Annotated in this window: 20 protein-coding genes and 1 pseudogene; 9 read left to right on the top strand and 12 right to left on the bottom strand. The window is 72.0% G+C overall.

Going from position 1 to position 22,823, the window contains the following annotated elements; all coding sequences use genetic code 11:
• Positions 1-4: 4 nt before the first annotated feature.
• A complete protein-coding gene (gene coaE, locus ADK67_RS22755) occupies positions 5-1,180 on the top strand; it encodes a dephospho-CoA kinase (RefSeq protein ID WP_053718504.1) in 1,176 nt (391 codons plus the stop codon).
• On the opposite strand, the gene ADK67_RS22750 is transcribed toward coaE, so the two are convergent.
• Complete coding sequence (locus ADK67_RS22750) at positions 1,156-1,674, bottom strand: DUF402 domain-containing protein (protein ID WP_053718503.1); 519 nt, start codon at positions 1,672-1,674, stop codon at positions 1,156-1,158. The two genes, coaE and ADK67_RS22750, sit on opposite strands and share 25 nt — an antisense overlap.
• Positions 1,675-1,810: 136 nt before the next feature.
• Positions 1,811-2,323: a DUF402 domain-containing protein gene (locus ADK67_RS22745; RefSeq protein ID WP_053718560.1), complete on the bottom strand. Its 513-nt coding sequence runs from the start codon at positions 2,321-2,323 to the stop codon at positions 1,811-1,813.
• A 108-nt stretch (positions 2,324-2,431) separates the two neighbouring features.
• On the opposite strand from ADK67_RS22745, the gene ADK67_RS22740 reads away from it, so the two are divergent.
• On the top strand, positions 2,432-3,763 hold the full coding sequence (locus ADK67_RS22740; RefSeq protein WP_053718502.1) for a DUF5685 family protein: 1,332 nt from the start codon (positions 2,432-2,434) through the stop codon (positions 3,761-3,763).
• Between the two features lie 62 nt (positions 3,764-3,825).
• Complete coding sequence (gene uvrB, locus ADK67_RS22735) at positions 3,826-5,985, top strand: excinuclease ABC subunit UvrB (RefSeq protein WP_053718501.1); 2,160 nt, start codon at positions 3,826-3,828, stop codon at positions 5,983-5,985.
• Positions 5,986-6,530: 545 nt separating this feature from the next.
• Here the strand turns inward: uvrB and ADK67_RS22730 are convergent.
• The 3 genes from ADK67_RS22730 to ADK67_RS22720 form a co-directional block, all read right to left on the bottom strand.
• On the bottom strand, positions 6,531-7,760 hold the full coding sequence (locus ADK67_RS22730; protein ID WP_053718500.1) for a hypothetical protein: 1,230 nt from the start codon (positions 7,758-7,760) through the stop codon (positions 6,531-6,533).
• On the bottom strand, positions 7,757-8,380 hold the full coding sequence (locus ADK67_RS22725) for a sigma-70 family RNA polymerase sigma factor (RefSeq protein ID WP_197289577.1): 624 nt from the start codon (positions 8,378-8,380) through the stop codon (positions 7,757-7,759). Before ADK67_RS22725 ends, ADK67_RS22730 begins: the two co-directional genes overlap by 4 nt.
• A gap of 151 nt (positions 8,381-8,531) precedes the next feature.
• Positions 8,532-8,921 (bottom strand): hypothetical protein, encoded by a 390-nt coding sequence (locus ADK67_RS22720; protein ID WP_063797692.1) that lies wholly within the window; start codon positions 8,919-8,921, stop codon positions 8,532-8,534.
• 36 nt (positions 8,922-8,957) lie between these two features.
• On the opposite strand from ADK67_RS22720, the gene ADK67_RS22715 reads away from it, so the two are divergent.
• A complete protein-coding gene (locus ADK67_RS22715; protein WP_053718499.1) occupies positions 8,958-9,305 on the top strand; it encodes an MmcQ/YjbR family DNA-binding protein in 348 nt (115 codons plus the stop codon).
• 54 nt (positions 9,306-9,359) lie between these two features.
• On the opposite strand, the gene ADK67_RS22710 is transcribed toward ADK67_RS22715, so the two are convergent.
• Both ADK67_RS22710 and ADK67_RS22705 read right to left on the bottom strand, forming a co-directional pair.
• A complete protein-coding gene (locus ADK67_RS22710) occupies positions 9,360-10,286 on the bottom strand; it encodes an ABC transporter permease (protein WP_053718498.1) in 927 nt (308 codons plus the stop codon).
• Entirely contained in the window at positions 10,283-13,159 is a 2,877-nt protein-coding gene (locus ADK67_RS22705) for an alpha/beta fold hydrolase (protein ID WP_053718497.1), read from the bottom strand. Before ADK67_RS22705 ends, ADK67_RS22710 begins: the two co-directional genes overlap by 4 nt.
• 275 nt (positions 13,160-13,434) lie before the next feature.
• Between ADK67_RS22705 and ADK67_RS22700 the strand changes: the two genes are divergently transcribed.
• The 5 genes from ADK67_RS22700 (at position 13,435) to ADK67_RS22680 (ending at position 18,484) form a co-directional block, all read left to right on the top strand.
• Positions 13,435-14,448, top strand: a complete 1,014-nt coding sequence (locus ADK67_RS22700) for a TerC family protein (protein WP_053718496.1) — start codon at positions 13,435-13,437, stop codon at positions 14,446-14,448.
• Between the two features lie 53 nt (positions 14,449-14,501).
• The gene (locus ADK67_RS22695; RefSeq protein ID WP_053718495.1) at positions 14,502-16,412 is read left to right on the top strand and encodes a S9 family peptidase; all 1,911 of its coding nucleotides are present in this window, start codon (positions 14,502-14,504) and stop codon (positions 16,410-16,412) included.
• A 124-nt stretch (positions 16,413-16,536) separates the two neighbouring features.
• A complete protein-coding gene (locus ADK67_RS22690) occupies positions 16,537-17,220 on the top strand; it encodes a Crp/Fnr family transcriptional regulator (protein WP_053718494.1) in 684 nt (227 codons plus the stop codon).
• A 70-nt stretch (positions 17,221-17,290) separates the two neighbouring features.
• Positions 17,291-17,887, top strand: a complete 597-nt coding sequence (locus tag ADK67_RS22685; RefSeq protein ID WP_053718493.1) for a hypothetical protein — start codon at positions 17,291-17,293, stop codon at positions 17,885-17,887.
• 33 nt (positions 17,888-17,920) lie between these two features.
• Positions 17,921-18,484 carry a GNAT family N-acetyltransferase gene (locus ADK67_RS22680; protein WP_053718492.1) on the top strand — a complete coding sequence of 188 codons (564 nt, stop codon included), beginning with the start codon at positions 17,921-17,923 and terminating at the stop codon, positions 18,482-18,484.
• Here the strand turns inward: ADK67_RS22680 and ADK67_RS22675 are convergent.
• From ADK67_RS22675 to ADK67_RS52680, 5 genes and pseudogenes are all read right to left on the bottom strand, one after another.
• Positions 18,466-19,122 carry an RES family NAD+ phosphorylase gene (locus ADK67_RS22675; RefSeq protein ID WP_053718491.1) on the bottom strand — a complete coding sequence of 219 codons (657 nt, stop codon included), beginning with the start codon at positions 19,120-19,122 and terminating at the stop codon, positions 18,466-18,468. The genes ADK67_RS22680 and ADK67_RS22675 overlap by 19 nt on opposite strands.
• A gap of 36 nt (positions 19,123-19,158) precedes the next feature.
• Positions 19,159-19,743, bottom strand: a complete 585-nt coding sequence (locus ADK67_RS22670) for a hypothetical protein (RefSeq protein ID WP_053718490.1) — start codon at positions 19,741-19,743, stop codon at positions 19,159-19,161.
• 218 nt (positions 19,744-19,961) lie between these two features.
• Positions 19,962-20,813: a hypothetical protein gene (locus tag ADK67_RS22665; RefSeq protein ID WP_053718489.1), complete on the bottom strand. Its 852-nt coding sequence runs from the start codon at positions 20,811-20,813 to the stop codon at positions 19,962-19,964.
• Between the two features lie 318 nt (positions 20,814-21,131).
• Positions 21,132-21,689, bottom strand: coding sequence for a hypothetical protein (locus ADK67_RS22660; RefSeq protein ID WP_053718488.1), 558 nt, complete (start codon positions 21,687-21,689; stop codon positions 21,132-21,134).
• Positions 21,689-22,823 (bottom strand): annotated as a pseudogene (locus ADK67_RS52680) (hypothetical protein); the annotation flags it as partial. The pseudogene ADK67_RS52680 and the gene ADK67_RS22660, both read right to left, overlap by 1 nt.

Genomic DNA, 22,823 nt, shown 5'->3' with positions numbered 1-22,823 from the left:
CGCCATGTTGCGAGTGGGGCTCTCCGGGGGCATCGGGTCGGGCAAGTCGACGGTGGCGGGCAGGCTCGCCGAACACGGCGCGGTGGTGATCGACGCCGACCGGCTGGCCCGCGAGGTGCTCGAACCCGGCACCGACGGCCTGCGGGAGGTCGTGGAGGCGTTCGGTGCGGACGTCCTCGCCGCGGACGGCACGCTGGACCGGCCCGCGCTCGCGGCGAAGGTCTTCGGCGACGAACAGGCCCTGACCACGCTCAACGGCATCACGCACCCGAAGATCGCCGCCCGCACGGGCGAGCTGATCGCCGCCGCGGCCGAGGACGCGATCGTCGTGCACGACGTCCCGTTGCTGGTGGAGAAGGACATGGCGCCGCTGTACCACCTGGTGGTGATCGTGCACGCGGACCTCGACCAGCGGCTCGTCCGGCTGCGCGACCGCGGCATGGCGGAGGACGACGCGCGCCGCCGCGTCGCCGCGCAGGCCGACGACGCGCGCCGCCGGGCCGTCGCGGACGTGTGGCTGGACAACTCGGGCACGCCCGACCTGGTGCTGGCGCAGGTGGACGCGCTGTGGGCGGACCGGCTGGTGCGGTACGAGTCGAACGTCAGGCTGCGCCGCTACGCCGGCGGCGCCCCGATCGTGGTGCCGTACGACGAGACGTGGCCCGTCCAGGCGGCACGGGTCGCGGCACGCATCCGGCTGGCCGCCGGTGGCCGCACGGTCGAGCACATCGGCTCCACGTCGGTGCCCGGTCTCGCGGCCAAGGACGTGCTGGACTTCCAGCTCGGCGTGACGTCGTTGGCGGAGGCGGCGGAGCTGGAGGAGGCGTTGGCGCAGGCGGGTTTCCCGTGCCTGGGCGACCTTGAGGACAGCGTGAGGTACGAGGGCGACGCGCCGGAGGACTGGCACAAGAGGCTGCACGCGGGCGCGGATCCGGGACGGCGGGTCAACCTGCACGTCCGGGTCGAGGGCGGTCCGGCGTGGAACTGGGCGCTGCGGTTCCGCGACTGGCTGCGGGCCGACGCCGTGGCGCGGGACGAGTACGCGGCGATGAAGCTGGAGATGGCGGAGAAGCACCGGGGTGACGCGGAGGGCTTCGCCTACGGCGAGTCGAAGGAGCCGTGGATGGCCGCCGCGACCGCGCGGGTGGACGCCTTCTACAGGGAGGGCCAGACGTCGTAGATGCCCCGGTGGGTCAGCCACGAGCCGAGGTCGTGCCGGTGGAGGCTGACCTCCTCCAGGGTCCGGTGCACGATGCGCAGCGCCTGGTCGGCGTCGCCGGGGCCGAGGACGCGTCCGGCGACGGCGGCGGCGAACTCCTCGCAGCGCACGATCCGCGCGGTGGTGCCGCCGGGCACGGCCAGGCCGAGCAGGAGGTCGGTGGTGCGCCACGCGCGGCCGTCGCGCTGCACGCGGACCGCGCTGAGCACGCTCGGGCCGCTGCGCGCGTGTCTGGACCGGGGTCGCTGGTGCGTGAGCCGCAGTCCGAGCGCGGGCATCAACCAGGTGACCTCCGAATCGGAGAACGGGTCCTCCGGCGTCGGGCACTCCAGGCGCAGTCCCCAGGGCTCCACCCGGCACGTCGACAGGTGCCGCGACATGCCGCTGGAGTAGCTGCGAACTGCGCTGACGGTGTCGACCACGTCGACGAGCTGAGGTGTGATGACCGCTCCCACGCGACCCGAGGGTAGCCGGAAGTGTGCTCCGGGTAACTATCCGGTTCGATTCGTTACATCACGGTCTGTGTGGTAAGCGGTCTCTATCAGGTGACGGACACCGATGGCGGTTGACCTGCAAGTGTGACGGTCTGTATTACCGCCGACGCCAGGTGGTGATCGTTCCCTGGGCCGCGAGCCAGCGCACCGCGTCGTGACCGTGCGCGGCGATGCCGGCCACCGCGCGGTACGTCGTCTCCAGCGCCCACTGCGCCCGGTCGGCCTGGATGAGCCCGTGGTCGAGCGCCGTCAGCAGCTCGTCGGTGTCCAGCACGGTCACGCTGCGACCCGTGCGCACGACCAGGTCGAGGTACAGGTCGACGGTCTTCCACACCGAGCCGCTGGAGCTGATCTCGACCACGTCCACGTACAGGTCGTAGTCGCGCTCGTGGCCCGGGTGCCACGACTGCCGGGTGACGCGCAGGCCGTGCGCGGGCAGCAGCCACGACTCGAAGTGGGACAGGTGCGGGTGGCCGGTCACCGGGCGGTACATGTAGAGGCCGTGCCCGGTCAGCCGGTACTCCTCGACGCCGCGCAGGTGACCCTTGGGGTCGGTGTTGCTCTTCGCGTCGAGGTCGAAGTACTCGATCTTCGGCGGGTGGATGTGCATGCGTGTCCCGGTGGCGCTCGACGTCACAGCGCCGACCTTAGGCACCGACATCGGCGGAACGCCCCTTTCTGTCACCCGAAAGTAGGATGATCGCTTACTCTTCCCGCCATGTTCGGCATCATCCGCCCCTGCCGCAACCGTCTGGGCCCTGAGCTGCGCGAGTCGTGGCTCGCGCACCTGTGCGGGCTGTGCCTGGCGCTGCGCGACGACCACGGCCACCTGGCCCGCGTGGTCACCAACTACGACGGCCTGGTCATCTCCGCGCTGGTGGAGGCCCAGGTCGGACGGTCGCGGCGGTCCGCCGGGCCGTGCGCCTTGAGGGGCATGCAGTCGGCGGACGTCGCCGTGGGCATGGGAGCGCGCTTGGCCGCGTCGGTGTCCCTGGTGCTGGCGTCGGCGAAGGTCGGTGACCACGTGTCCGACGGCGACGGCGTGTTCGCGCGGGCCCCGATGCGCGGTGTCGGCAGGCAGGTGGCGCGGCGGTGGGCGGCGCAGGCCTCGGAGACGGGGCTCGACCTGGGTTTCGACACGGCGGTGCTGGTGGACGCCGTGCGGCGGCAGTCGTCGGTGGAGGCCGCGGCGGGCCTCGGCGCGTCGGTGCTGACCGTGACGGAGCCGACCGAGACGGCGGCGGGCGAGGCCGTGGCGCAGACCGCGGTGCTGGCCGGGCGGCCGGGCAACGCGGCGCCGCTGCGCGAGGTCGGCAGGCTGTTCGGGCGGATGGCGCACCTGCTGGACGCGGTGGAGGACCTGGACGCCGACCGGGCGTCCGGCGCGTGGAACCCCCTCGTCGCGACCGGCACCACGTTGGACGAGGCGCGGCGGCTGTGCGAGGACGCGGCGTTGGGCATCAAGCTCGCGATGGCGGAGGTGGAGTTCGCCGACGACCGGCTGGTGCACGTGCTGCTGGCGCACGAGCTGCGCGAGTCGATCCGGCGGGCGTTCGGCGACCCGCACACGCACTCGCACTCGCACGGGCCGGGTCCGCACAACCCGCCCCCGCCGCCCGGCTGGCAGCCCGCGCCGGGGATGTACCCGCCGCCCGCCCAGCCCGGACCGCACGGCCCCTACGGGCAGCCCGGCCCGCACCCCGGCAGCGTGCCGCCTCCCGGTCACGTGCCGCCGCCCTCCGCGCCCGGTCACGGTGGTCCGCCCGACCCGCCCAAGGGCGGCAGGAAGGGCAAGCGCGGCGACGGGCCGCCCCCTCCCGGCAGCGGGCTGTGGTGCTGGCCGAAGCTGAAGACGCCGCCGGTGACCCGCGGCGCGATCCTGGGCTGCCTCGCCGTGCTGTACCAGTGCGGCACGTGCCAGTACTGCTGCCGCGACCCGTACCCCGGCCCGTTCAGCGGCAAGCCGCGTGAAGCGTGGTGCAACGGCTGCGACTGCGGCCCGAACTGCGACTGCAACTGCGACTGCTGCGGGTGTGACTGCAACTGCTGATCAAGGCCCGCTGACCTGGGCCGGATCGGAAATTGTCGTACCCGCGGCGTACCGTCGTACCCGTGGCTTTCCCAACCGAGATCCCGGTCAAGGCGCACTCGTCGCACCGTCCCGTCGGTGACATCCCCCGCACCGACGGGAAGTTCCGCGTGGTCAGCGACTACCAGCCCGCGGGCGACCAGCCCGCGGCGATCGCGGAGCTCGAGAAGCGCGTCCGCGCCGGCGAGAAGGACGTCGTGCTGCTCGGCGCGACCGGCACGGGCAAGTCGGCCACCACGGCGTGGCTGGTCGAGAAGGTGCAGCGGCCCACGCTGGTGATGGCGCCGAACAAGACGCTGGCCGCGCAGCTGGCGAACGAGCTGAAGGGCTACTTCCCGAACAACGCGGTGGAGTACTTCGTCAGCTACTACGACTACTACCAGCCCGAGGCGTACATCCCGCAGACCGACACCTACATCGAGAAGGACTCGTCGGTCAACGAGGACGTCGAACGGCTGCGCCACTCGGCGACGATGAGCCTGCTCACCCGGCGTGACGTGATCGTGGTCGCGTCCGTGTCGTGCATCTACGGCCTCGGCACGCCCCAGTCGTACCTCGACCGGTCGATCAAGCTGGAGGTCGGCGCCGAGGTCGAGCGCGACCTGCTGCTGCGGGCGTTGGTCGACATCCAGTACACGCGCAACGACATCGCGTTCAACCGCGGCACGTTCCGCGTGCGCGGCGACACGGTGGAGATCATCCCGGCGTACGAGGAGCTGGCGCTGCGGGTCGAGTTCTTCGGCGACGAGATCGACAAGCTCTACTACCTGCACCCCCTGACCGGCGACGTGGTCAAGGAGGTGGACGAGCTGCGCATCTTCCCGGCCACCCACTACGTGGCGGGCCCGGAGCGCATGGAGAAGGCGATCCGCAACATCGAGGTCGAGCTGGCCGAGCGGCTGGCCACCCTGGAGCGGCAGGGCAAGCTGCTGGAGGCGCAGCGGCTGCGCATGCGCACGGCGTACGACATCGAGATGATGCGCCAGGTCGGCTTCTGCAACGGCATCGAGAACTACTCGCGCCACATCGACGACCGCGGCCCGGGCACCGCGCCCGCGACCCTCATCGACTACTTCCCGGACGACTTCCTGCTGGTCATCGACGAGTCGCACGTGACGGTGCCGCAGATCGGCGGCATGTACGAGGGCGACGCGTCGCGCAAGCGCAACCTGGTCGAGCACGGCTTCCGGCTGCCGAGCGCGCTGGACAACCGCCCGTTGACATGGGAGGAGTTCGCCGACCGGATCGGCCAGACGGTGTACCTGTCGGCCACGCCCGGCCCGTACGAGATTGGCCAGACCGGCGGCGAGTTCGTCGAGCAGGTCATCCGGCCGACCGGCCTGGTCGACCCGGAGGTCGTGGTCAAGCCGACCGAGGGGCAGATCGACGACCTGGTGCACGAGATCCGGGTGCGTGCGGAGAAGGACGAGCGGGTCCTGGTCACCACGCTGACCAAGAAGATGGCCGAGGACCTGACGGACTACCTGCTCGAACTCGGCATCCGCGTCCGCTACCTGCACTCCGAGGTCGACACGCTGCGCCGGGTCGAGCTGCTGCGGCAGCTGCGCCTGGGCGACTACGACGTGCTGATCGGCATCAACCTGCTCCGCGAGGGCCTCGACCTGCCGGAGGTCTCGCTGGTCGCGATCCTCGACGCGGACAAGGAGGGCTTCCTCCGCTCGGGCACCAGCCTGATCCAGACCATCGGCCGCGCGGCCCGCAACGTGTCCGGCGAGGTCCACATGTACGCGGACCGGATCACCGACTCGATGCGGCACGCGATCGACGAGACCAACCGCAGGCGGGCGAAGCAGGTCGCGTACAACGAGGAACGCGGCCTCGACCCGCAGCCGCTGCGGAAGAAGATCACCGACATCCTGGAGCAGGTCTACGCCGAGGCGGAGGACGCCATCGCCCCCGGCGGCTCGGGCCGCAACACCTCGCGCGGCAAGAAGCCGACCGGCGACCCGGGCGCGAACGGCCGGGGCGGCTCCGGCGTCCTGACCGACCGCGACACCGGCACGATGGCCCGTTCCGAGCTGGCCGACCTGGTGCAACAGCTGACCGACCAGATGATGAACGCGGCCCGCGAACTGCAGTTCGAGCTGGCCGCCCGACTGCGCGACGAGATCCAGGACCTGAAGAAGGAGCTGCGCGGCATGGACGCGGCCGGCGTGAAGTAACCACGGCGTGACGTGCCCGGCGCGCCTCAACCCGGCATGAAGTGCCGAGGTGAAGCCGCCGGGCACGACGCAGCCGGGCGTGGGTGCCCGGGATGAAGCTGCCGGGCGTGCAGCAACCCTGCATGACCTGCCCGGGGTGAGGTTGCCGGGCGCGACGCAGCCCGCGTGAACTGGCCACGCCATGAGGTGCCCGCGTGAGGTGCCCGGCACGGCAGCCCGGCATGTGAAGTGCCAGGGTGGAGCCGCCGGGCGTGCAGCAGCCGGGCGTGGGATGCCTGAGGTGAAGCCGCCGAACGTGACGTGCCCGGCGCGACGGAGCCCGGCGTGCACCAGTCACGGCGCGAGGTGCCTGGCGTGAAGTGCCCGAGGCAGAGCAGGCAGGCGCGCGGTAGTCCGGCGTGAGGTTGCCCAGGCGACGCAGCCCGGCGTTGAAGTGGCCAGCGTGAGCTGGTCCGGTATGACGTGCCTGGCGTGACGTGCCTGGCGTGAAGCGGCCACAGCCGCCCGCCGGGGTGTGGGGAGCACCCCGGCGGGCGGCGGTTCGGCTACGTGGTCAGGTCGGTGACCACGTCGTCGGCGCCGACGTTCCCGCCGCGGACCTCGAAGAGGCCCGGCCTCAGCTCGACGGAGCCGCGCCGGACCCGGTCGTGCCAGGCGACGTGCCACCTCGTCCGCGTCGACCAGCGCAGCCCTGTCAGCGGTATCCCGTCCAAGGGCACGTGCGCGAGGTCGGCGTCTACCAGGTTGGTGGCGGCGTCCTCGATGCGGTCCACGGCGTCGACCAGCTCGGCGTCGAACCGGTCGTCGTGCGGCCGGCCGCCGTGCCCGAGCGCGGTCGCCAGGTCGTGGGCCAACGCGTGGTCGGCTGCCGTGGCCCGGCCGCGTGCCTGGTCGAGGGCCAGGTCGCGCCCCTCGCCGAGCACGAGCGCGAGCAGGTCGGCCAGGCTCCGGTCACGGGCGAAGACCACGTCCCGGACGGCCGCGCGGACCGTGTTCAGGTGGCGGACCAGCGGTCCGACGAAACCGGCGTCCCGGACGCGGGCGGGGATCGACCCGTCGAGACGGACCTCCAGACAGCCCTCCGCCGTCGCACGTTGGTCGATGTCGGCGAGCAGAACCCGCAGCGCGTCAACCCTCCGGTCGATCGACGGCCGGCCACGGGTGACCTCCAGGGCGGTGGTGACCGCCTGGTGCAGCGCGAGCTCCACCGTGACGGCGAGGTCGAGGCCACGGGCCAGGTCGCGCGCGCCGTCCCCTGCCCGGCCGAGGTCGAGTCCGAAGCCGAGGTCCAGAGCGGACAGCACCGCCCGGTCGAGGACGTCGGCCAGCCCGCGGTCCCGGCGCAGGTCACGGGCCCGGTCCCGGAGGTCGGCCCGGACCCGCACGAGGTCGTCGGTGGACGGGTGCGCGGCGAGCCGGTGCTCGATCCGCTCGGTGAGCGCGATGTCACGGGCGCGGGCCAGGTCGTGGTCGAACGCCCGCACGGCGGCCGACGACCGGGTGAACGACCGCGCGGCGGCCAGCTCCAGCCGGGGCAGCCAGGTCCGCGCGACGAGGCGCTCGTGCGGCGGACGGGTGGCGAGGTGGTCGGCGAACTCGCGCAACGTGGTCCCGGGCGTTCCGCCGCGGGGCGGTGCGTCCGCCGGTGGACGTGGCGCGGCGGGGAGGATCGCGGCGAGCCCGGCGTCGAGGTCCAGCGCGGCGCCCACGGCGTCGAGGGTGCGCTCGGTCAGCCAACGGTCGACTTCGTGCTCGTCGGACGGGTTCGGGTTCACTGGCCACCTCCGGCTCCGTGCAGTTCCTTGGCGAGCGCCCGGCGGGCTTTCAGCAGGGTGGACCGCACGGTTTCGGCTTTCAGGCCGAGTTCGGCGGCGATCTCGGCGGGCGTGCTGCCGGCGAGCGTCCACGCCATGACCTGCCGCTGCCTCGGTGGCAGCCGCGTCACCGCGCGGGCGATGTCGTGGTGCTGCTCCCAGTGCTCGATGGCGGTCGCGCGCACCAGCGGCGACGGCTCGGGAGGCTCGGCGAACGGCTCCTCGCGGGTCGACGTCAGCCGCCGGATGAGAGCGCGTGAGGCCACCCGGAACGCCCACGCGCGCGGGTTGTCCAGGTCGTGCCAGCGGCGGTAGGCCGTCGCCATCGTCTCCTGGGCCACGTCGGCCGCGTCCGCCAATCGCGCGCCCTGCCACACCAGGAACGCGATCAGCGACGGCGTCGTGGCCCGGTAGAAGTCGGTGAACGCGATCTCGCGCCCCGGCCCGACGGACGCGCGAGCGGGCACGGCCTGACCAGGCCCGAGCTGACCGGGCACGGCTTGACCCGGCCCGAGCTGATTGGGCACGTCCGCCGGTGTGGCGCTGCCGACCGGCGCCTCGGGCAGCTCGGCTTCGTTCACCGCCCACCGCCGTGCGGACGCCGGGCCGTCGTCGAGTGGTCCATGCGGATGTCCCCCCGTTCCCCGTTGGTGATCCGTCACGGGTAAGAGGCGCCGGCCGGGCCCGCCGTGCACCGGGAGGCGCGGGACCACTCGATCGGCCCCCTGGCGCTCAGCCCTCCAGGGCGGCGCGGACCTTGCCGACCACGGCGTCCTCGGCCTCACCGACGCGGCCGTCCGCCGAGGCGACCTGCGCGCAGACCGCGAGCACCGCCGCCGGGAACGCCGTCGCCTCGTCGGGCGTCTTCGCGGCCAGGATGTCGACCGAGCGCCGCAACGCGTCGAGCACACCGGCCTCCACCTCGGCCGTCGAGCCCGCGGGCAGTTCGGGACGTGCGGCGCCGAGCACCTGCCGCAGCCGGGGCGAGAACGCCGCCATCGCCCGGATGCCCGCGTGGCTCTCCTCGTCCAGCGCGCCCGGCTCGGCGGTGGACACCAGCACCATCGCGCCGAAGACGGCCGTGCGCAGGGTCCGGCTCTCCGCGTCCGTGTAGACAGTCACGTGATCACCTTAATTGCCGCCGGTTAGCGTGGTGCCATGACGTTGGACGAGGTGATCGAGCACTGCCTGGCCAAGCCCGGCGCCGAGGAGACGTACCCGTTCGGCGACGGCGAGCTGTGCTGCAAGGTCGGCGGGAAGATCTTCGCGTTCATCGGGCTGGACGGCGGCAGCGTCGGCGTGAAGTCGGGCGCCACCGCCGACGACGCGGCGCACTGGCGCGAGCTGTACCCGGACGACATCGCGGTCAGCGCCTACATCGGCCGCTACGGGTGGAACCGGGTGAGCCTCGGCGGCGCGGTGCCCGACGACGAGCTGCTCGAACTCCTCGACCTGTCCTACCAGCTGATCGTGGACAAGCTGCCCCGGTCCAAGCGGCCGTCCTGAAACACGGGAACGGCGCACCAGGACCACCCGGTGCGCCGTTCCCGCTGACGGATCTCAGCTGGTGATGTCCTTGCGCGCGAACTTCCGCGCCGCCAGCAAGGTGAAGAACGCGCCGTACGCCAAGGCGGAGAACGTGCCCTTCGCCATCTGCGACCAGTCGACGTCCGACGACAGCAGGTCCGCCCACGCCAGCGCGTAGTGCGTCGGCAGGTAGTCCCGCAGCCCTTCGAGCGCGGTGATCTGGTCGAGGATCTGCGACACGATCGACGCCAGCACCGCGCCGCCCACCGCGCCCAGCGGCGCGTCCGTGGACACCGACAGGTACAGCGCCAGCCCGGCCACCCAGAACAGGTGGATCGAGATGTAGACCACGGCCAGCGCCACGCCGTACACGCTGGCGCCGAAGGACGCGGCCTCACCGGTCGGCGACACCGCCTCGCCCGCCCCGTACCAGATCACGCCGACGACCAGCGCCACCGCGGGCAGCAGCGCCAGCGCGAACACCGACATCAGCCCGGACGCCAGCGCCTTGCGCCGCAGCAGCCGGTGCCGGGGGATCGGCGCGGCCAGCAGGTACTTCAACGACGACCACGACGCCTCGCTCGCGATCGTGTCGCCGAAGAACAGCGCCACGATCATCGGCAGCAGGAAGCTGCCGCTGACGAACAGCGTCAGGATCACGAAGTTCACGCCGCTGGCCGTGGCCAGGTCGACGAACCCGCCCGACCGCCGGTTCGGCGACGCCTGCCCCAGCTCGAACGCCACGACCAGGATGAACGGCAGCAGCACCAGGAACCCCAGCACCAACTGCGTCCGCCTGCGGCGCAACTGCCGCACCAGCTCCACCCGCACGGGCAACGTCCGCCCGGCCCGGTACCCGACCTTCGACCCGTCCGGCGCGACCGACGAGTGCTCGGCCGTCGCGGCGTCCGTCAGATCGGAGATCGCCGCCGGATCGGTGTGCACACCGTTCTCGCTCATTCGCCCACCAACTCGAGGAACGCGTCTTCCAACCGGCGGCGTGGACCGGCCTGGTCCACGGCCACGCCCGCGGCCACGAGGGCCTGCAACGCCGACGCGCGGGGGGTGCCGTTGAGGCTCGCGTGGACCTGCTCGCCGTCCACGTGCACGTCGTGCACGCCGGACAGGCTCTTCAGCACGGTGGCCGCCTCGTCCGGCCGGTCGACCTTGAAGCTCGCCTCGCCGCCGCCCGTCGCGATCTCGTCGACCGGACCGGCCGCGACCAGCGACCCCTTGTGCATCACGACCACGTGCGTGCACGTCTGCTCGACCTCGGCGAGCAGGTGGGACGACACCAGCACGGTGCGCCCGGCCGCGGCGTAGCGGCGCAGCACCTCGCGCATCTGGTGGATCTGCGGCGGGTCGAGCCCGTTGGTCGGCTCGTCGAGCACCAGCAGGTCCGGCAGGCCGAGCATGGCCTGCGCGATCGCCAACCGCTGCCGCATGCCCTGGCTGTAGGTCCGCACGCGCCGGCGCACGGCGTTGCCCAGGCCCGCGATCTCCAAGGCCTCCTCGACGTGCGCCTGCTCCAGCGGACGGCCGGTGGCCGCCCAGTACAGCCGCAGGTTCTCCGCGCCGGACAGGTGCGGCAGGAAGCCCGAGCCCTCGACGAACGACCCGATCCGAGACAGCACCGGCGCACCGGGGCTGATCCGGTGGCCGAACACCCTGATCCCGCCCTCGCTGGGTCGGATCAGGCCCATCAGCATGCGCAGCGTGGTGGTCTTGCCCGCGCCGTTGGGCCCGAGCAGGCCGAGCACCTGGCCGTGCTCCACCCGGAACGACAGGTCCTTCACCGCGACGAACCCGCCGGGGTAGGACTTGCTCAGGTTCTCGATCACCAGCGGCACCGACTCGAGCTCCGGGTCGACGTCGGCGGTCAGCCTGCGGCGGAACCACGCGACGACACCCGCGATGACGCAGATGATGAGCACGATCGCGATGCCCCACAGCGCGCCGGTCGGCACCTCGCTGGTCGCGTTCACGCCCGGCACCACCGGCACCGACAGCGCGGCCGAGGCCAGCGAGATCCGGTACGCGGCGGGCTCCGGCGCGTTCGAGTACGCCATGTCGGTGGTCGACACGACCAGCTGCAGCCGGTGGTCGGCCTCGACCGGGCGCACCGCGCCGGGCAGCGTCACGGTCACCTCGACCGGCGTGCCGTCGGCCGGCAGGTCGGTCACCCGCACCGGCGCGACCGCCGAGCCGGGCAGCGTCCGCACGCCACTGGCGTCGGCGTCGTACAGCTTCACGAACAGCACCGCGCCCTCGGCGGGCACCGGCTGGCCCGGCACGGCGGCCACGCGCAGCCGCACCGTGGACGCGCCGGTCAGCAGCGTCTGCGCGGTCTGCGGCTCGCTCTGGAACACCGCGGCCTGGCCGGGCAGGTCGATCGACAGCCGCGACGACAGCGAGCTGGACCGCGCCACCACCGACCCGAGGCCGGGCAGGCTGGACACCGCCGCCGGGTTGCCGCCCGCCGGGTTGACCACGACCTGCTCGCGGCCGGTCAGCGGCACGTCGCGGCGCTCGACGCCCCCCGAGCCGTTCAGGCCCGGGTAGCTCGGCGCGATGACGTTGCGCAACGACGGCGTCCCGCTGCTGCGGAACGCGCCGACCACGGTGTACTCGAAGCTCGTGCCGGGGTCGGCGCCCTTGCCCTCCAGGTGGAACGCCATCCAGTCGGCGATCTGGCCGCGCAGCTCGGGGCCGGGCGAGCCGCCGTCGTGGCCGCCCGAGTACCAGACGACCTTGACCTTCGCGCCGTTCGCGGCGATCTGGCGGGCGTTGGCGTCGGCCTGGTCGAGGCCGAACAGGGTGTCCTGCTCGCCCTGGACCAGCATCGTCGGCTGGGTGATCTTGTTCGTCACCGCCGACGGCGACGCGCGGCGCAGCACCTCCAGGGTCTGCGGCCCGGCCTTGCCGGTGGTCGCGACCTCGGTGTACGCGGCGCACACGTCGGCCTGGAACCGGCCGCACGCGCCGTTCAGCGGTCCGACGGGCCGGGGGTTGTCGCCACCCAGCTGCGGCGGCGTGGTGACCGCGGCGGCGGCGCTGTCGACGCCCTGGGCGTCGTCGTCCTCCTGACCAGGCTCGGTGGCCTCCTGGCCGGGGTTGGTGGCGTCCGCGCCGGACAGGCCGGCGGAGAAGAAGATGCCCGCCCACGACCGCTTGAACACGCCCCCGTCGGCGAACGCGCCCGCCGCCGGGGTGTCGGTCGGCACGCCCTCGGCGCGCGCCGAGTTCGGCAGCAGCGCCTGGGCCAGGTCGTTGTAGGTGATGACCGGGGCGATGGTGTCGACCCGCGGGTCGACGCCGGCCAGCGACAGCGCGAGCGCGCCGCCGTAGGAGCCGCCGGTCACGCCGATCTTCGGGTCTCCGGCGCTGTCGGTCACGACCTCTTCACGGGTGGCCAGCCAGTCGAGCAGCTTCTGCGCGTCGCGGACCTCGTGGTCGAGCGAGTTCAGGGCGATCTGGCCGGTGCTGCGGCCGAAGCCGCGCGCCGAGTAGGTCAGGACGACGAACCCGCGCTGGGCCAGCTCGGTGGCCTGGGAGGCGACGCTCGCCTTGCTGCCGCCGAAGCCGTGCGGCAGCAGGACGGCGGGCGCGGGTGTGCGTTCGGGCAGGTACAGGGTGGTGTCGATCTGCACGGTGCGGTCGCTGTCCGGTCTTTCCGGCACGTCGATCACCGCGTCGCGGGTGCTCACCGGGGCGGGGTCGTCCCCTTGGCGCGTGAAGACCACGATGGCGCCCACCAGGGCGACCAGCACGACCAGCGCGGGGAGCGACCACCTGCCGCGGAGGCGGTTGAGGGAGGCCACGGAGTTGACCATAGGCGTGATTAGCTGAGAACGGGCTGTCAGCACCGCCTCGCGCTCTCAGCCGAACCGACCGGTTCCGCCCCGGTCGGGTGCCTCTGATCACCTCCGCTGGCGCGGAACCGCACTCATGCGTGAGACTGTGGGTGCGTGGAGGGGAGTACTCCCTCGCGGCGGTGTCGTCAGCACGGAGCCTGGCGTGAGGTTCCCGGTGCCGCCGGTCGGTCGTTCAAGCCGGCGGAGGAGACCTCCGGTCATTGGCGTGCGCGCGATGCACCGGAGGTTAGTCGATGTCTGTTCCCGTGTGGCTGTGGTTCGCCACGATTGCCGGCCTGATGGTCCTGTTGGCCATCGACCTCTTCATCGTCGACCGCAAACCGCACGAGGTCACCATCGGCGAAGCCGCCCGGTGGGTCACCTTCTACGTCGGTGTGGCGGTCCTGTTCGGCCTCGGCATCTGGCTCTGGTCCGGTGGTGTCTACGCGGGCGAGTTCTTCGCCGGGTACATCACCGAGTACTCGCTGAGCGTCGACAACCTGTTCATCTTCTTGATCATCATGACCACCTTCAAGGTGCCCGCGATCCACCAGCACAAGGTGCTGCTGATCGGCATCCTGATGGCGCTGGTCATGCGCGGCATCTTCATCGCGGTCGGCGCGGCGGTCATCGCGCAGTTCAGCTGGGTCTTCTACCTCTTCGGGGCGTTCCTCATCTACACCGGCTACAAGCTGGCGCGGACCGACCACGAGGAAGAGGAGAAGGAGGAGTACAAGGAGAACGTCGCGCTGCGGGTCGTCCGCAAGCTGTACCCGGTGATGGACAGCTACCAGGGCGGCAAGTCGTTCGTGAAGATCGACGGCAAGCGGTTCGTCACGCCGATGTTCATCGTCATCGTCGCCATCGGCACCACGGACCTGCTGTTCGCGCTCGACTCCATCCCGGCGATCTTCGGCCTGACCAAGGAGCCGTTCCTGGTCTTCACCGCGAACGCGTTCGCGCTGATGGGCCTGCGGCAGCTGTACTTCCTGCTCGGCGGTCTGCTGAACAAGCTCGTGTACCTGTCGATCGGCCTGTCGGTGATCCTCGGCTTCATCGGCGTGAAGCTGATCCTGGAGGCGCTGCACACCAACTCGCTGCCGTTCCTCAACGGCGGTGAGCCGCTGCACGTGCCGACGATCGGCATCGAGGTGTCGCTGTCGGTGATCGTGGGCGTGCTGGCCATCACCACCATCGCCAGCCTGGTCAAGGTGCGGCGGAACCCCGAGTCGGTGAAGCACGTTCCCGCTCCCAGTGACCATCTGTGAGCGTCAAAATCTCGTAAGCGTTGCTAATAATCGTTGGGGTAACGTGCTGAAGCGTGCGCCCCGATGACTTGAAGTCGTTGACCCAGCCCGGCTCCGTGTCGGTGCGTGGGGACCTCGTCCTGGTGAACGTCTCCACCCCGGACGTCGCCGCGAACGCCTACCGGGGCGGGCTGCACCGCGTCGCCCTGGACGGCAGCGGGACGACGCGGTGGACGTGGGCGGAACGCGACCTGGCACCCCGGATCTCCCCGGACGGCCGCTGGGTCGCGTTCCTGCGCGTCACGGCGCGCGGCAAGGCGCCGCAGCTGCACGTCATGCCCGCCGACGGCGGCGAGGCGCGCGCGCTCACCGACCTGAAGCTCGGCGCGGGCGCGCCGGTGTGGGCGCCGGACTCGCGGCGGATTGCGTTCACCGCGCGGGTTCCCGAAGCCGGTCGCTACGGGGCCCCGCTCGTCGAGGGCGGGGAAGCGCCGACGCCGGACGCCGAGGCGCCGCGGCGCATCACCCGGCTCGACTACCGGCTGGACGACGTCGGCTTCACCGCCGACCGGCACTCGCGGCTGTTCGCCGTGGACGCGCTCGACGCCGACGCCGAGCCGGTCGAGCTGACCGACGGCACGTTCTCCGCCGCGGAGCCCGCCTGGACCGCGGACGGCGAGGCCGTGCTGTTCCTGGCCGAACGGGACCTCGGCGCGGCCGAGACGTTCAACAACGACGTCTACCGCGTGCCCGCGGCCGGCGGTGAGCCCGAGCTGGTCGTGCAGACCCCGGGCTGGGCCGCGCACCCGGTCGCGCTGCCCGACGGCGGCGTGCTGTTCTACTCGCCCGAGCAGGCGCCGCGCGCGGCCGCCATCGCCCGGAACATGAGCCTGTGGCGGTTCGACGGCGAGCGGCTCACCCGGCTCACCGACATGGAGACGGTGGACTGCGAGAAGGCCGCCGGCGCGCCGGTCGTGACCGACTCGGGCGTGCTCGTGGCGGTCCGCCACCGGGGCGCGGTCGAGCTGCGCCGCGTGCCGCTGGACGCCGACAACGCCGTGCTGGCCGACCTCGAGCTGCTCGCGGGCGACCAGGCCGAGGTGAAGTCGTTCGCCGCCGACGGCGACCGGGTCGTGGCCGTGGTGTCCACCGCGGACAACACCGGCGAGGTCGAGCTCGTCGGCGGCGGCACGCTGACCGACTTCGGCTCGACCGTGCCGCTGCGGCCGTCGGTCGAGCTGACCGGCGCCGCGCCGGACGGCTACCCGGTGCACGGCTGGCTCGTGCTGCCCGAGGGCGAAGGGCCGCACCCGGTGGTGCTGGCCGTGCACGGCGGCCCGTTCATGTACCACGGCTGGGGTTTCTTCGACGAGGCACAGGTGTACGCCGCGGCCGGCTACGCGGTCGTGCTGCCCAACCCGCGCGGGTCCGCCGGGTACGGCCAGGCGCACGGCCAGGCCGTGATCGGCGGGTTCGGCACGGTCGACGTGGACGACGTCCTCGCCGTGCTCGACGTCGCGCTGGAGCGCCCGGACCTCGACGCCGACCGCGTGGGCGTGATGGGCGGCTCCTACGGCGGCTTCATGACCTCCTGGCTGGCCGCGCACCACGGCGAGCGGTTCCGCGCCGCGTGGAGCGAGCGCGCCGTCAACGCGTGGGACTCGTTCGCCGGTTCGTCGGACATCGGCTGGTTCTTCGCCGACGCCTACTGCGGGCCGAGCCTGGAGACCCAGCGCGCGATGAGCCCGCTGACCTACGCGGAGAAGATCTCCATGCCGTTCATGGTCGTGCACTCCGAGCACGACTGGCGCTGCCCGCTGGAGCAGGCGCAGCGGCTGTTCGTCGCGTTGCGCCGCAACGGCGTCGAGGCCGAGATGCTGGTGTTCCCGGGCGAGGGCCACGAGCTGACCCGCTCGGGCAAGCCGCGCCACCGCGCGCAGCGGTTCGAGGCCGTCCTGGACTGGTGGGCGCGCCACCTGGCCTGACACCGGCACTTGGCCTGACCGCGACTGGGCCTGACACCGCCACTTGGCCCGAAACCAGTCGGAATCCCGGATCCACCTCCTCCGCGAGCGGCACACTGGTCCCTTGCGGAGGAGGTCGAACGAGATGGTGATCCCATCGGGCTGGCCCACCGGCACGTACCTGGAGACGGTGTCCGACGCCGGTCGCGCGGCACTGCTGGGCCTCGGGGTGCCGAAGGTGTTCCGGCGCGGCGACGCGCTCGTGCGCGAGTCCGAGCGGTCCGACCACGTGATCCTGCTGCTCCAAGGCCTGGTCAAGGCCACGGTGACGCTGGAGAACGGCCGGGTCGCGCTGCTCAACGTCAAGGTCGGCGGCGACCTGGTCGGGGAGATGGCGTTCCTGACCGGCAAGCCGCGCTCGGCGACCGTGACCGCGTGCGTCGACACCCGCACGCGGGTGATCAGCGCGGCGCAGTTCACCGACTACCTCACCCGGTTCCCGGCCGCGCACTTCGACCTGGACAAGATGATCCTGCGCACGCTGGAGTGGGGCGAGCAGCGGCGCATGGACTTCAACGGCTACCCGGCGTCCGTGCGGCTGGCCCGCGTGCTGGCGTACCTCACCGACGCCTACGGCCACCAAGGCGTCGACGGCATCGCGTTGAAGCTCAACCTCACCCAAGGCGAGATCGGGTCGCTCGTCGGAGTGGAAGAGGACACCGCTCGCCGGGAGTTCCGCACGTTGCGCGACCGGGGCGTCCTGACCATGGGGTACCGGACCACCACGATCGTGGACCGGGACGTGCTGCGGAAGATCGCCGAACTGTGAAACAGGAAACCCGGTGTTCGCCCTACTTCCGGGCGCGGACCGGGGCGATGCTCCTCGTGTGACGCTGGAAATGGTGAGGCCCCTCCACGGCTTGGTCTACCGCCTCGTGGTGGCCGTGGACGTCGAGGGCTACAGCAAGCTCGACGCGCTGGACCAGTCGCTGGTCCAGTCGCGGCTGAGCGACGTGCTGGACGTGGCCGCCCGCAAGGCCGGGCTGGACCGCGACCTGTGGTACCGGCAGGTGAGCGGCGACGGCGAACTGGCCGTGCTGCCCACCGACGCCGACACCGCGTGGGTGGTCGCCCACTTCACCGGGCAGCTCGCCGAGGCGTTGGCCGACCTGCGCCGCGCGGGCACGCCGCTGCGGATGCGCGTGGCCATGCACTGCGGCCCGCTCACCGCGGGCGCGTTCGGGCTGGTCGGCGACGCCCCGATCGTGACGTGCCGGCTGCTCGACGCCAAGGTGGTCCGCGACGCGCTGGCGGCCACCGCCGAGGACGACCTCGTGCTGGTGATCTCGCAGCAGCTGTACGACGACGTCGTGCGCACCCGGTTCCACGAGCTCGACCCCACCCGGTTCCGGTTCACCCGGTTCCGGGCGAAGAAGCAGGTGTACACGGGCTACCTGTGCGCGGGCGCGCCCCGGCGGGGTTGGGCCAATGGCTAGCGGACGGCGGCGTCGTTGCGGCACTCTCACCGGATGCAGTGGACCGTGCGGGCCGGACGGCCCGACGACGCGCCCGAGATCGCCAGGATCAACGTGGACGCGTGGCAGCACTCGTACCGCGGGATAGTGGACGACCCGGTGCTGGACCGGATGCTGCCCGAGAGCAGGCTCCCGGCGTGGGCGCGCGTGCTGCGGTTGCCCGAACCCAGTCGGGTGTTCGTCGCGGTCGACGAGAGCACCGGCCGGATCGGCGCCTACTGCGCGGTCGACTCGGTCCGCGAGACCACGGACGCGCACCCCGACCTGCACACCGGGGAGCTGGTGGCGATCTACGCCGACCCGCGCTACCACGGGCAGGGCGCGGGGCACGAGGTGCACGAGGCCGGGCTGCGCCACCTGATGGACCAGGGGTTCCGGTACGCGGTCCTGTGGGTGTTCCAGGACAACGCGCGCAGCCGCGGGTTCTACGAGTCGCACGGCTGGCGGCACGACGGGCTGGTGCACCGCTACGAGCTGGGCGACCAGGAGCTGCCCGAGGTCAGGTACGGCCGGTTCCTCCCGGCGCCGCGCAGGCGCGGTCAGCCGAGCAGGGTGTAGTTCAGCTCCTCGCACACCCGCGCCAGCGGCAGGTCGAGGCCGGGGTGCTCCAACGGCAGCAGCACGTCCGGCGAGGCGGGCAGGCCCGTGCCGCCCGGCGGGTCCCACAGGCACACCGCCGGGTCGCCGGAGTCCATCGACGAGCGGTACCACAGCCCGTCCAGCTCGGGGTAGGCCGCGCGGATCGCCCGCGCCCACTGCTGCGTGATCGCCTTGGGCCCGGCGCTGATCTCCTGCGACGCGCCCGCCCGGGTCGGCCACAGGCCGGTGAGGTCGAGCAGCCGCAGCGTCCGGCGCGGCCGCAGGATTACCAGGAACGGGCTGCGCGTCCGCCGGTCCACCACCGACGTCGCCTGGAACACCTCGGCCACCGACGTCCGCACGGTCAGGCCGAAGTACAGCACCCCCTGGTCGTGGGCGTGCGTCGGCGAGCCGTCAGGGCCGGGCGGCTGGGTGTCGAACCGGGCGTGCGGCAGGGGACCGGTGTAGCGGAAGCTGTTCCACCGCTGGGGGTGCAGCCCCTTCGCGGCGAAGATGCGCACCAACCGGGTGGCCCGGTGCACCGCCACGACGTCCTCGGTGCGGCGCAGGTTCGCCTGGAGCACAGCGGGAGAGGGCGGCTGGGGGAGCCGTGACATGCGTGTCCAAGGTTCTCGGCGACAGGGGTTCGACCGTCAGGCGGGCGTGCCCAGTTGCGCGGCCAGTGCCGCGACGCGGCGGGGCTCGCCGCCGGCCAGCAGCCACTCGCGCGGCGTCGTCGCCGCGCCGTCCACCACCAGGTCCTCCTGATCGGTCGTCATGAACCCGGCGACCACGAGCGCGGGCTGGTCCGGCGGCACGGCCGCGAGCACGGCCTCCAGCCCGGGCAGCACGCCGGGGCCCGCGAACTGCCAGGCGGGCAGCCGCCAGCTGCCCCGGTCCTTCCAGCCGACCAGGCGGCCGACGCCGAGCCGGTGCCGGATGCGGCTGGTGTCCACGCCGAGCTGCCGGGCGGCCTCGGCGACGGTCAGCGCCGAGTCGCGCAGCACGGCGTGCGCCACCACGGTCCGCGCGCGTCCCTGGTCGTCGGCGACGCGGTGCGGGCTCAGGTCGAGCCCGACGTCCTCCAGCGCGTCACGCTGGTCGGGTGGGAAGTAGCTCGCCGGGTCCGGGTGTGGCGGCGCCAGCTTCTTCGCCGCGTCGGCCACGAGCGACAGGAACTCGTCGGGGGTGACCTGCAAACCTGCCTTGGCCAACACCGCCTCCAGCGCGGGACTCATGCGCACAGGGTATCCCGAGCGTGCGCTTCTGTGCGCATAGGTAGCCCGATCGTCGGACTGCGTCGACAGAGTGCGCACATCTAGCGACTCTACGTAAACATTCGAGGTCGGGCATGGTGACCTGGGCCTCATTCGCGGGAGGAGGTCACCCGAGGGGGTTGCACGTGCGAATCACGCGTGCGGTCGTGCGACGGCTGAAAATCGCGGCGTCCTGCCGGTCAGGCTTCGCCGGTGATCAACGTGACCGCGCGTTCCCGGGTCGCCTCGTCCACCTCGTCGAGCCGGAAACCGCGGGCCACGATGTGCGCCACCAGGTCCGGCTCCGGTGGGAGGCCGTGCTTGCGCAGGTAGTGCGGCACCGCGCCGGCCCAGATCCAGGCGCCGTCGGTGCGGAAGTTCAGCGGCACGTCCTGGTCGCCGGGGATGAACTCGTCCACGTCCAGGTTGCGCGCGGCCAGCACGACCGGTGCGCCCTCCAGGTAGGTCAGCAGCGCGTCGGCCAGCTGCGGGTCGAGCAGTTGCCGGTTCACCACCGGGCGGCCCTCTTCGTCACGGCCGTCGTAGACGTGCGCGGTGCGCAGCTCGCCGTCCTGCCGGTCAGGCGCGGCCTCCGGCTCCGGCTCGGGCAGCGGCGGCAGACCCACGCGCTGCCGCAGCCACGCCGGGATCCGCTCGTCCTGCCGGGGGAACGTGCGCAGCTCGTCCTGGAAGCCGATCACCGGCGGCGCGTTGCGCCAGCGCGGCTCGTCGTCGGCGTTGAAGTCGACCGAGAACGCGGCCGGCGCCTCGATCTCGTACACCGCGCTCAGCCACGTGCCGCGCACGGGCTCGTACATCCCGGCCCGCAGCTGACCGAACAGCTGCACCACGTCCATGGGCGGGCGCACCGGCCGCCACTGCCCGTCGGGGCCCGCGAACGCCAGGTCCACCTCGATGTGCCGACCGGCCGCCCGGTACTCCGCCCGGATGCGCTGCCACCCCGGCGGCAGGGCGGGGAGCATGGCGCGGCCGATCTGCTTGACGAGCTGGTTCTGCTCCTGCTCGGTCAGCGGTGTGGCTGGCTGGCTCATGCGTCGAACACCCCTCTGGATCCCCCCGGACACGGTGGGCTGATCTTAACGGCCACGACCCGCCCTCGTGGTCCGGTTGGGTGAGTCCCCAGGCCGGCGGACACCACCGGGTCCACCTGGTGGATCAGAGGTCGAACCGGTACGAGCTGCCCCTCGCGTGCCGGCCCCGCTCCTGCAACGAGTCGAACGCCGCCTGCAGCGCACCGTGCTCGCCGGTGCCCCGTTCCGAATAACCGCTCACTGGACCCACTCCCACGTTCCGCCAGTCCTGACCAGCGGCGGCCGACGACCCCTCCTGTCGTCCCGGAAGGCACGGGCTCAGTCGACGCGGATGTCGGCGGCCCAGAGCGGCATTCGCTTCTTCCCGAGTTGGCGCATCACGCGCAGCCGAGACCGGTACTCCGCGACGCTGGGCGCGTTGCCCTCGAACCAGCTCGACACGCTCGGCCAGAACACTTTCGCGTACTCGCCTTCGGAGATCACCCAGACCGGCGGGTCGGCTTTGTCGAGGTCCGCGCCGTCCACGACGTCGTAGGTGTACCCCTGGTGTTCGGTGAGGACCAGCATTTCCCCGGCGGCGGCGAACGGGTTCTCGCCCAGCTGGGCGAGCGTCGCCAGGGCGTTGCGCTTCTGCTTCTCACCGATCTTGTGCACGCCGAGCGCCGTGCCGCCCAGCCACAAGCCGTTCTTGACGCCGATGCGCCGCAGCACTTCGCGCACGGCGGTCGGCACCCGGTCCACGCCCTGGGCGGCGGCCATCGCGTCGATCTCCGCGTCCGAGGCGCCCTCCACGGACTCGGCCCGCAGCCCTTCGGACACGACCCGGTCGAACGTCGCGCGGATCGCATCCACCGCCTGCTGGTCTTCGGGGTTCATCAGATGAGGTTCTCCTGGGCCAGGTTGCGGGCCTCGACGCGGACGCCGGGGAACACCGCCTCGTACTGCGTGATCACGTCCTGACAGGACTGGCAGATCTGGGTTTCGAGCGGATCGTTGCGACCGGAGGGCAGGTCGACCACCAGTCGGAGGTCGCCCTTGATGTCCTCGACGGTGAACGGAGTGTAGTCGGTGCCGTCGCGCGCCGCGTTGCGCTCGGCGATCTTGTTGAGGTGCTCGATCGTCTTCTCCACGCGGTCCCTGACCCGTTCCACCTCCCCTTCGAGGTGATCCGGGTACTCCTTGTGGCCGAACTTGATGTCGTTGGCGACGTCCTTGCACGCGCGCTGGATGGCCACGTCGACCTCATGCCGGGACAGGCCGCTCAGCGACTCGAACTGCTGCCGCGTGAGCTCCTCCAGCAACTTCACCTCGGAGTCGTTGGTGCGCGGCGACGTCCGCTCGCTGCGCCCGGTCGGCGAGTCCGCGTCGTACGGACCGGCTTCCTTGTCCTCGAACAGTCGACGGTTCTTGGGCGGGCGCTCCGCCGTCTCGTCGGCGGGCGGCCAGTCGTGCGACTTGCCGCTGTAGCCGTGCAGGTCGGAAGCGGCACCACCGTCATCGGGGCGGAAGCGCATGGTGGTCAGCGCGCGTTCGTTCGGCCTGCGTTCGACGTCCAGGTCGGGGTCGGTGCCACCGTTCATCTCCTGGACGTTGGTGGCACCCTCTTCACGCAGTTCGCGGTTCCGGTCGGCGACTTCCCCGAAGTCCTGCTCGCGCTGTCGCTCGTACTCCGGGCTGGACGTGTCGACTGGCGACGAGTCGTCGTCGTCCCGGTCGTTGTGGTCGTCCTTGGGGTTGTCGTTGTCCGGGTTGTCGCCAACATCGCCGCGATCCGCCGCGCCATCGGCGTCGGTGTGGTCGGTCTTGTCGGTGTCGTTGGTGCCGGGTGCGTAGCCGTCGTCGCCGGTTTTGGTGGTGGTGCCGTCGGGGTGGTGGGTTTGCCATTCGCCGTTGGGTGGGATTTTGGGTTGGCGGTTGCCGTCGGGGCCGATGTCGGCGTCGCTGGTGTAGACGCGGCCGTTGGTGTCGGTCCAGGCGGGTTTGGTGGGTGCGAGGACGTCGGCGCCGGTG

It is taken from the genome of Saccharothrix sp. NRRL B-16348 (assembly GCF_001280085.1).
Lineage (GTDB): Bacteria > Actinomycetota > Actinomycetes > Mycobacteriales > Pseudonocardiaceae > Actinosynnema.
This window is presented reverse-complemented; position numbering and strand designations above follow the sequence as displayed.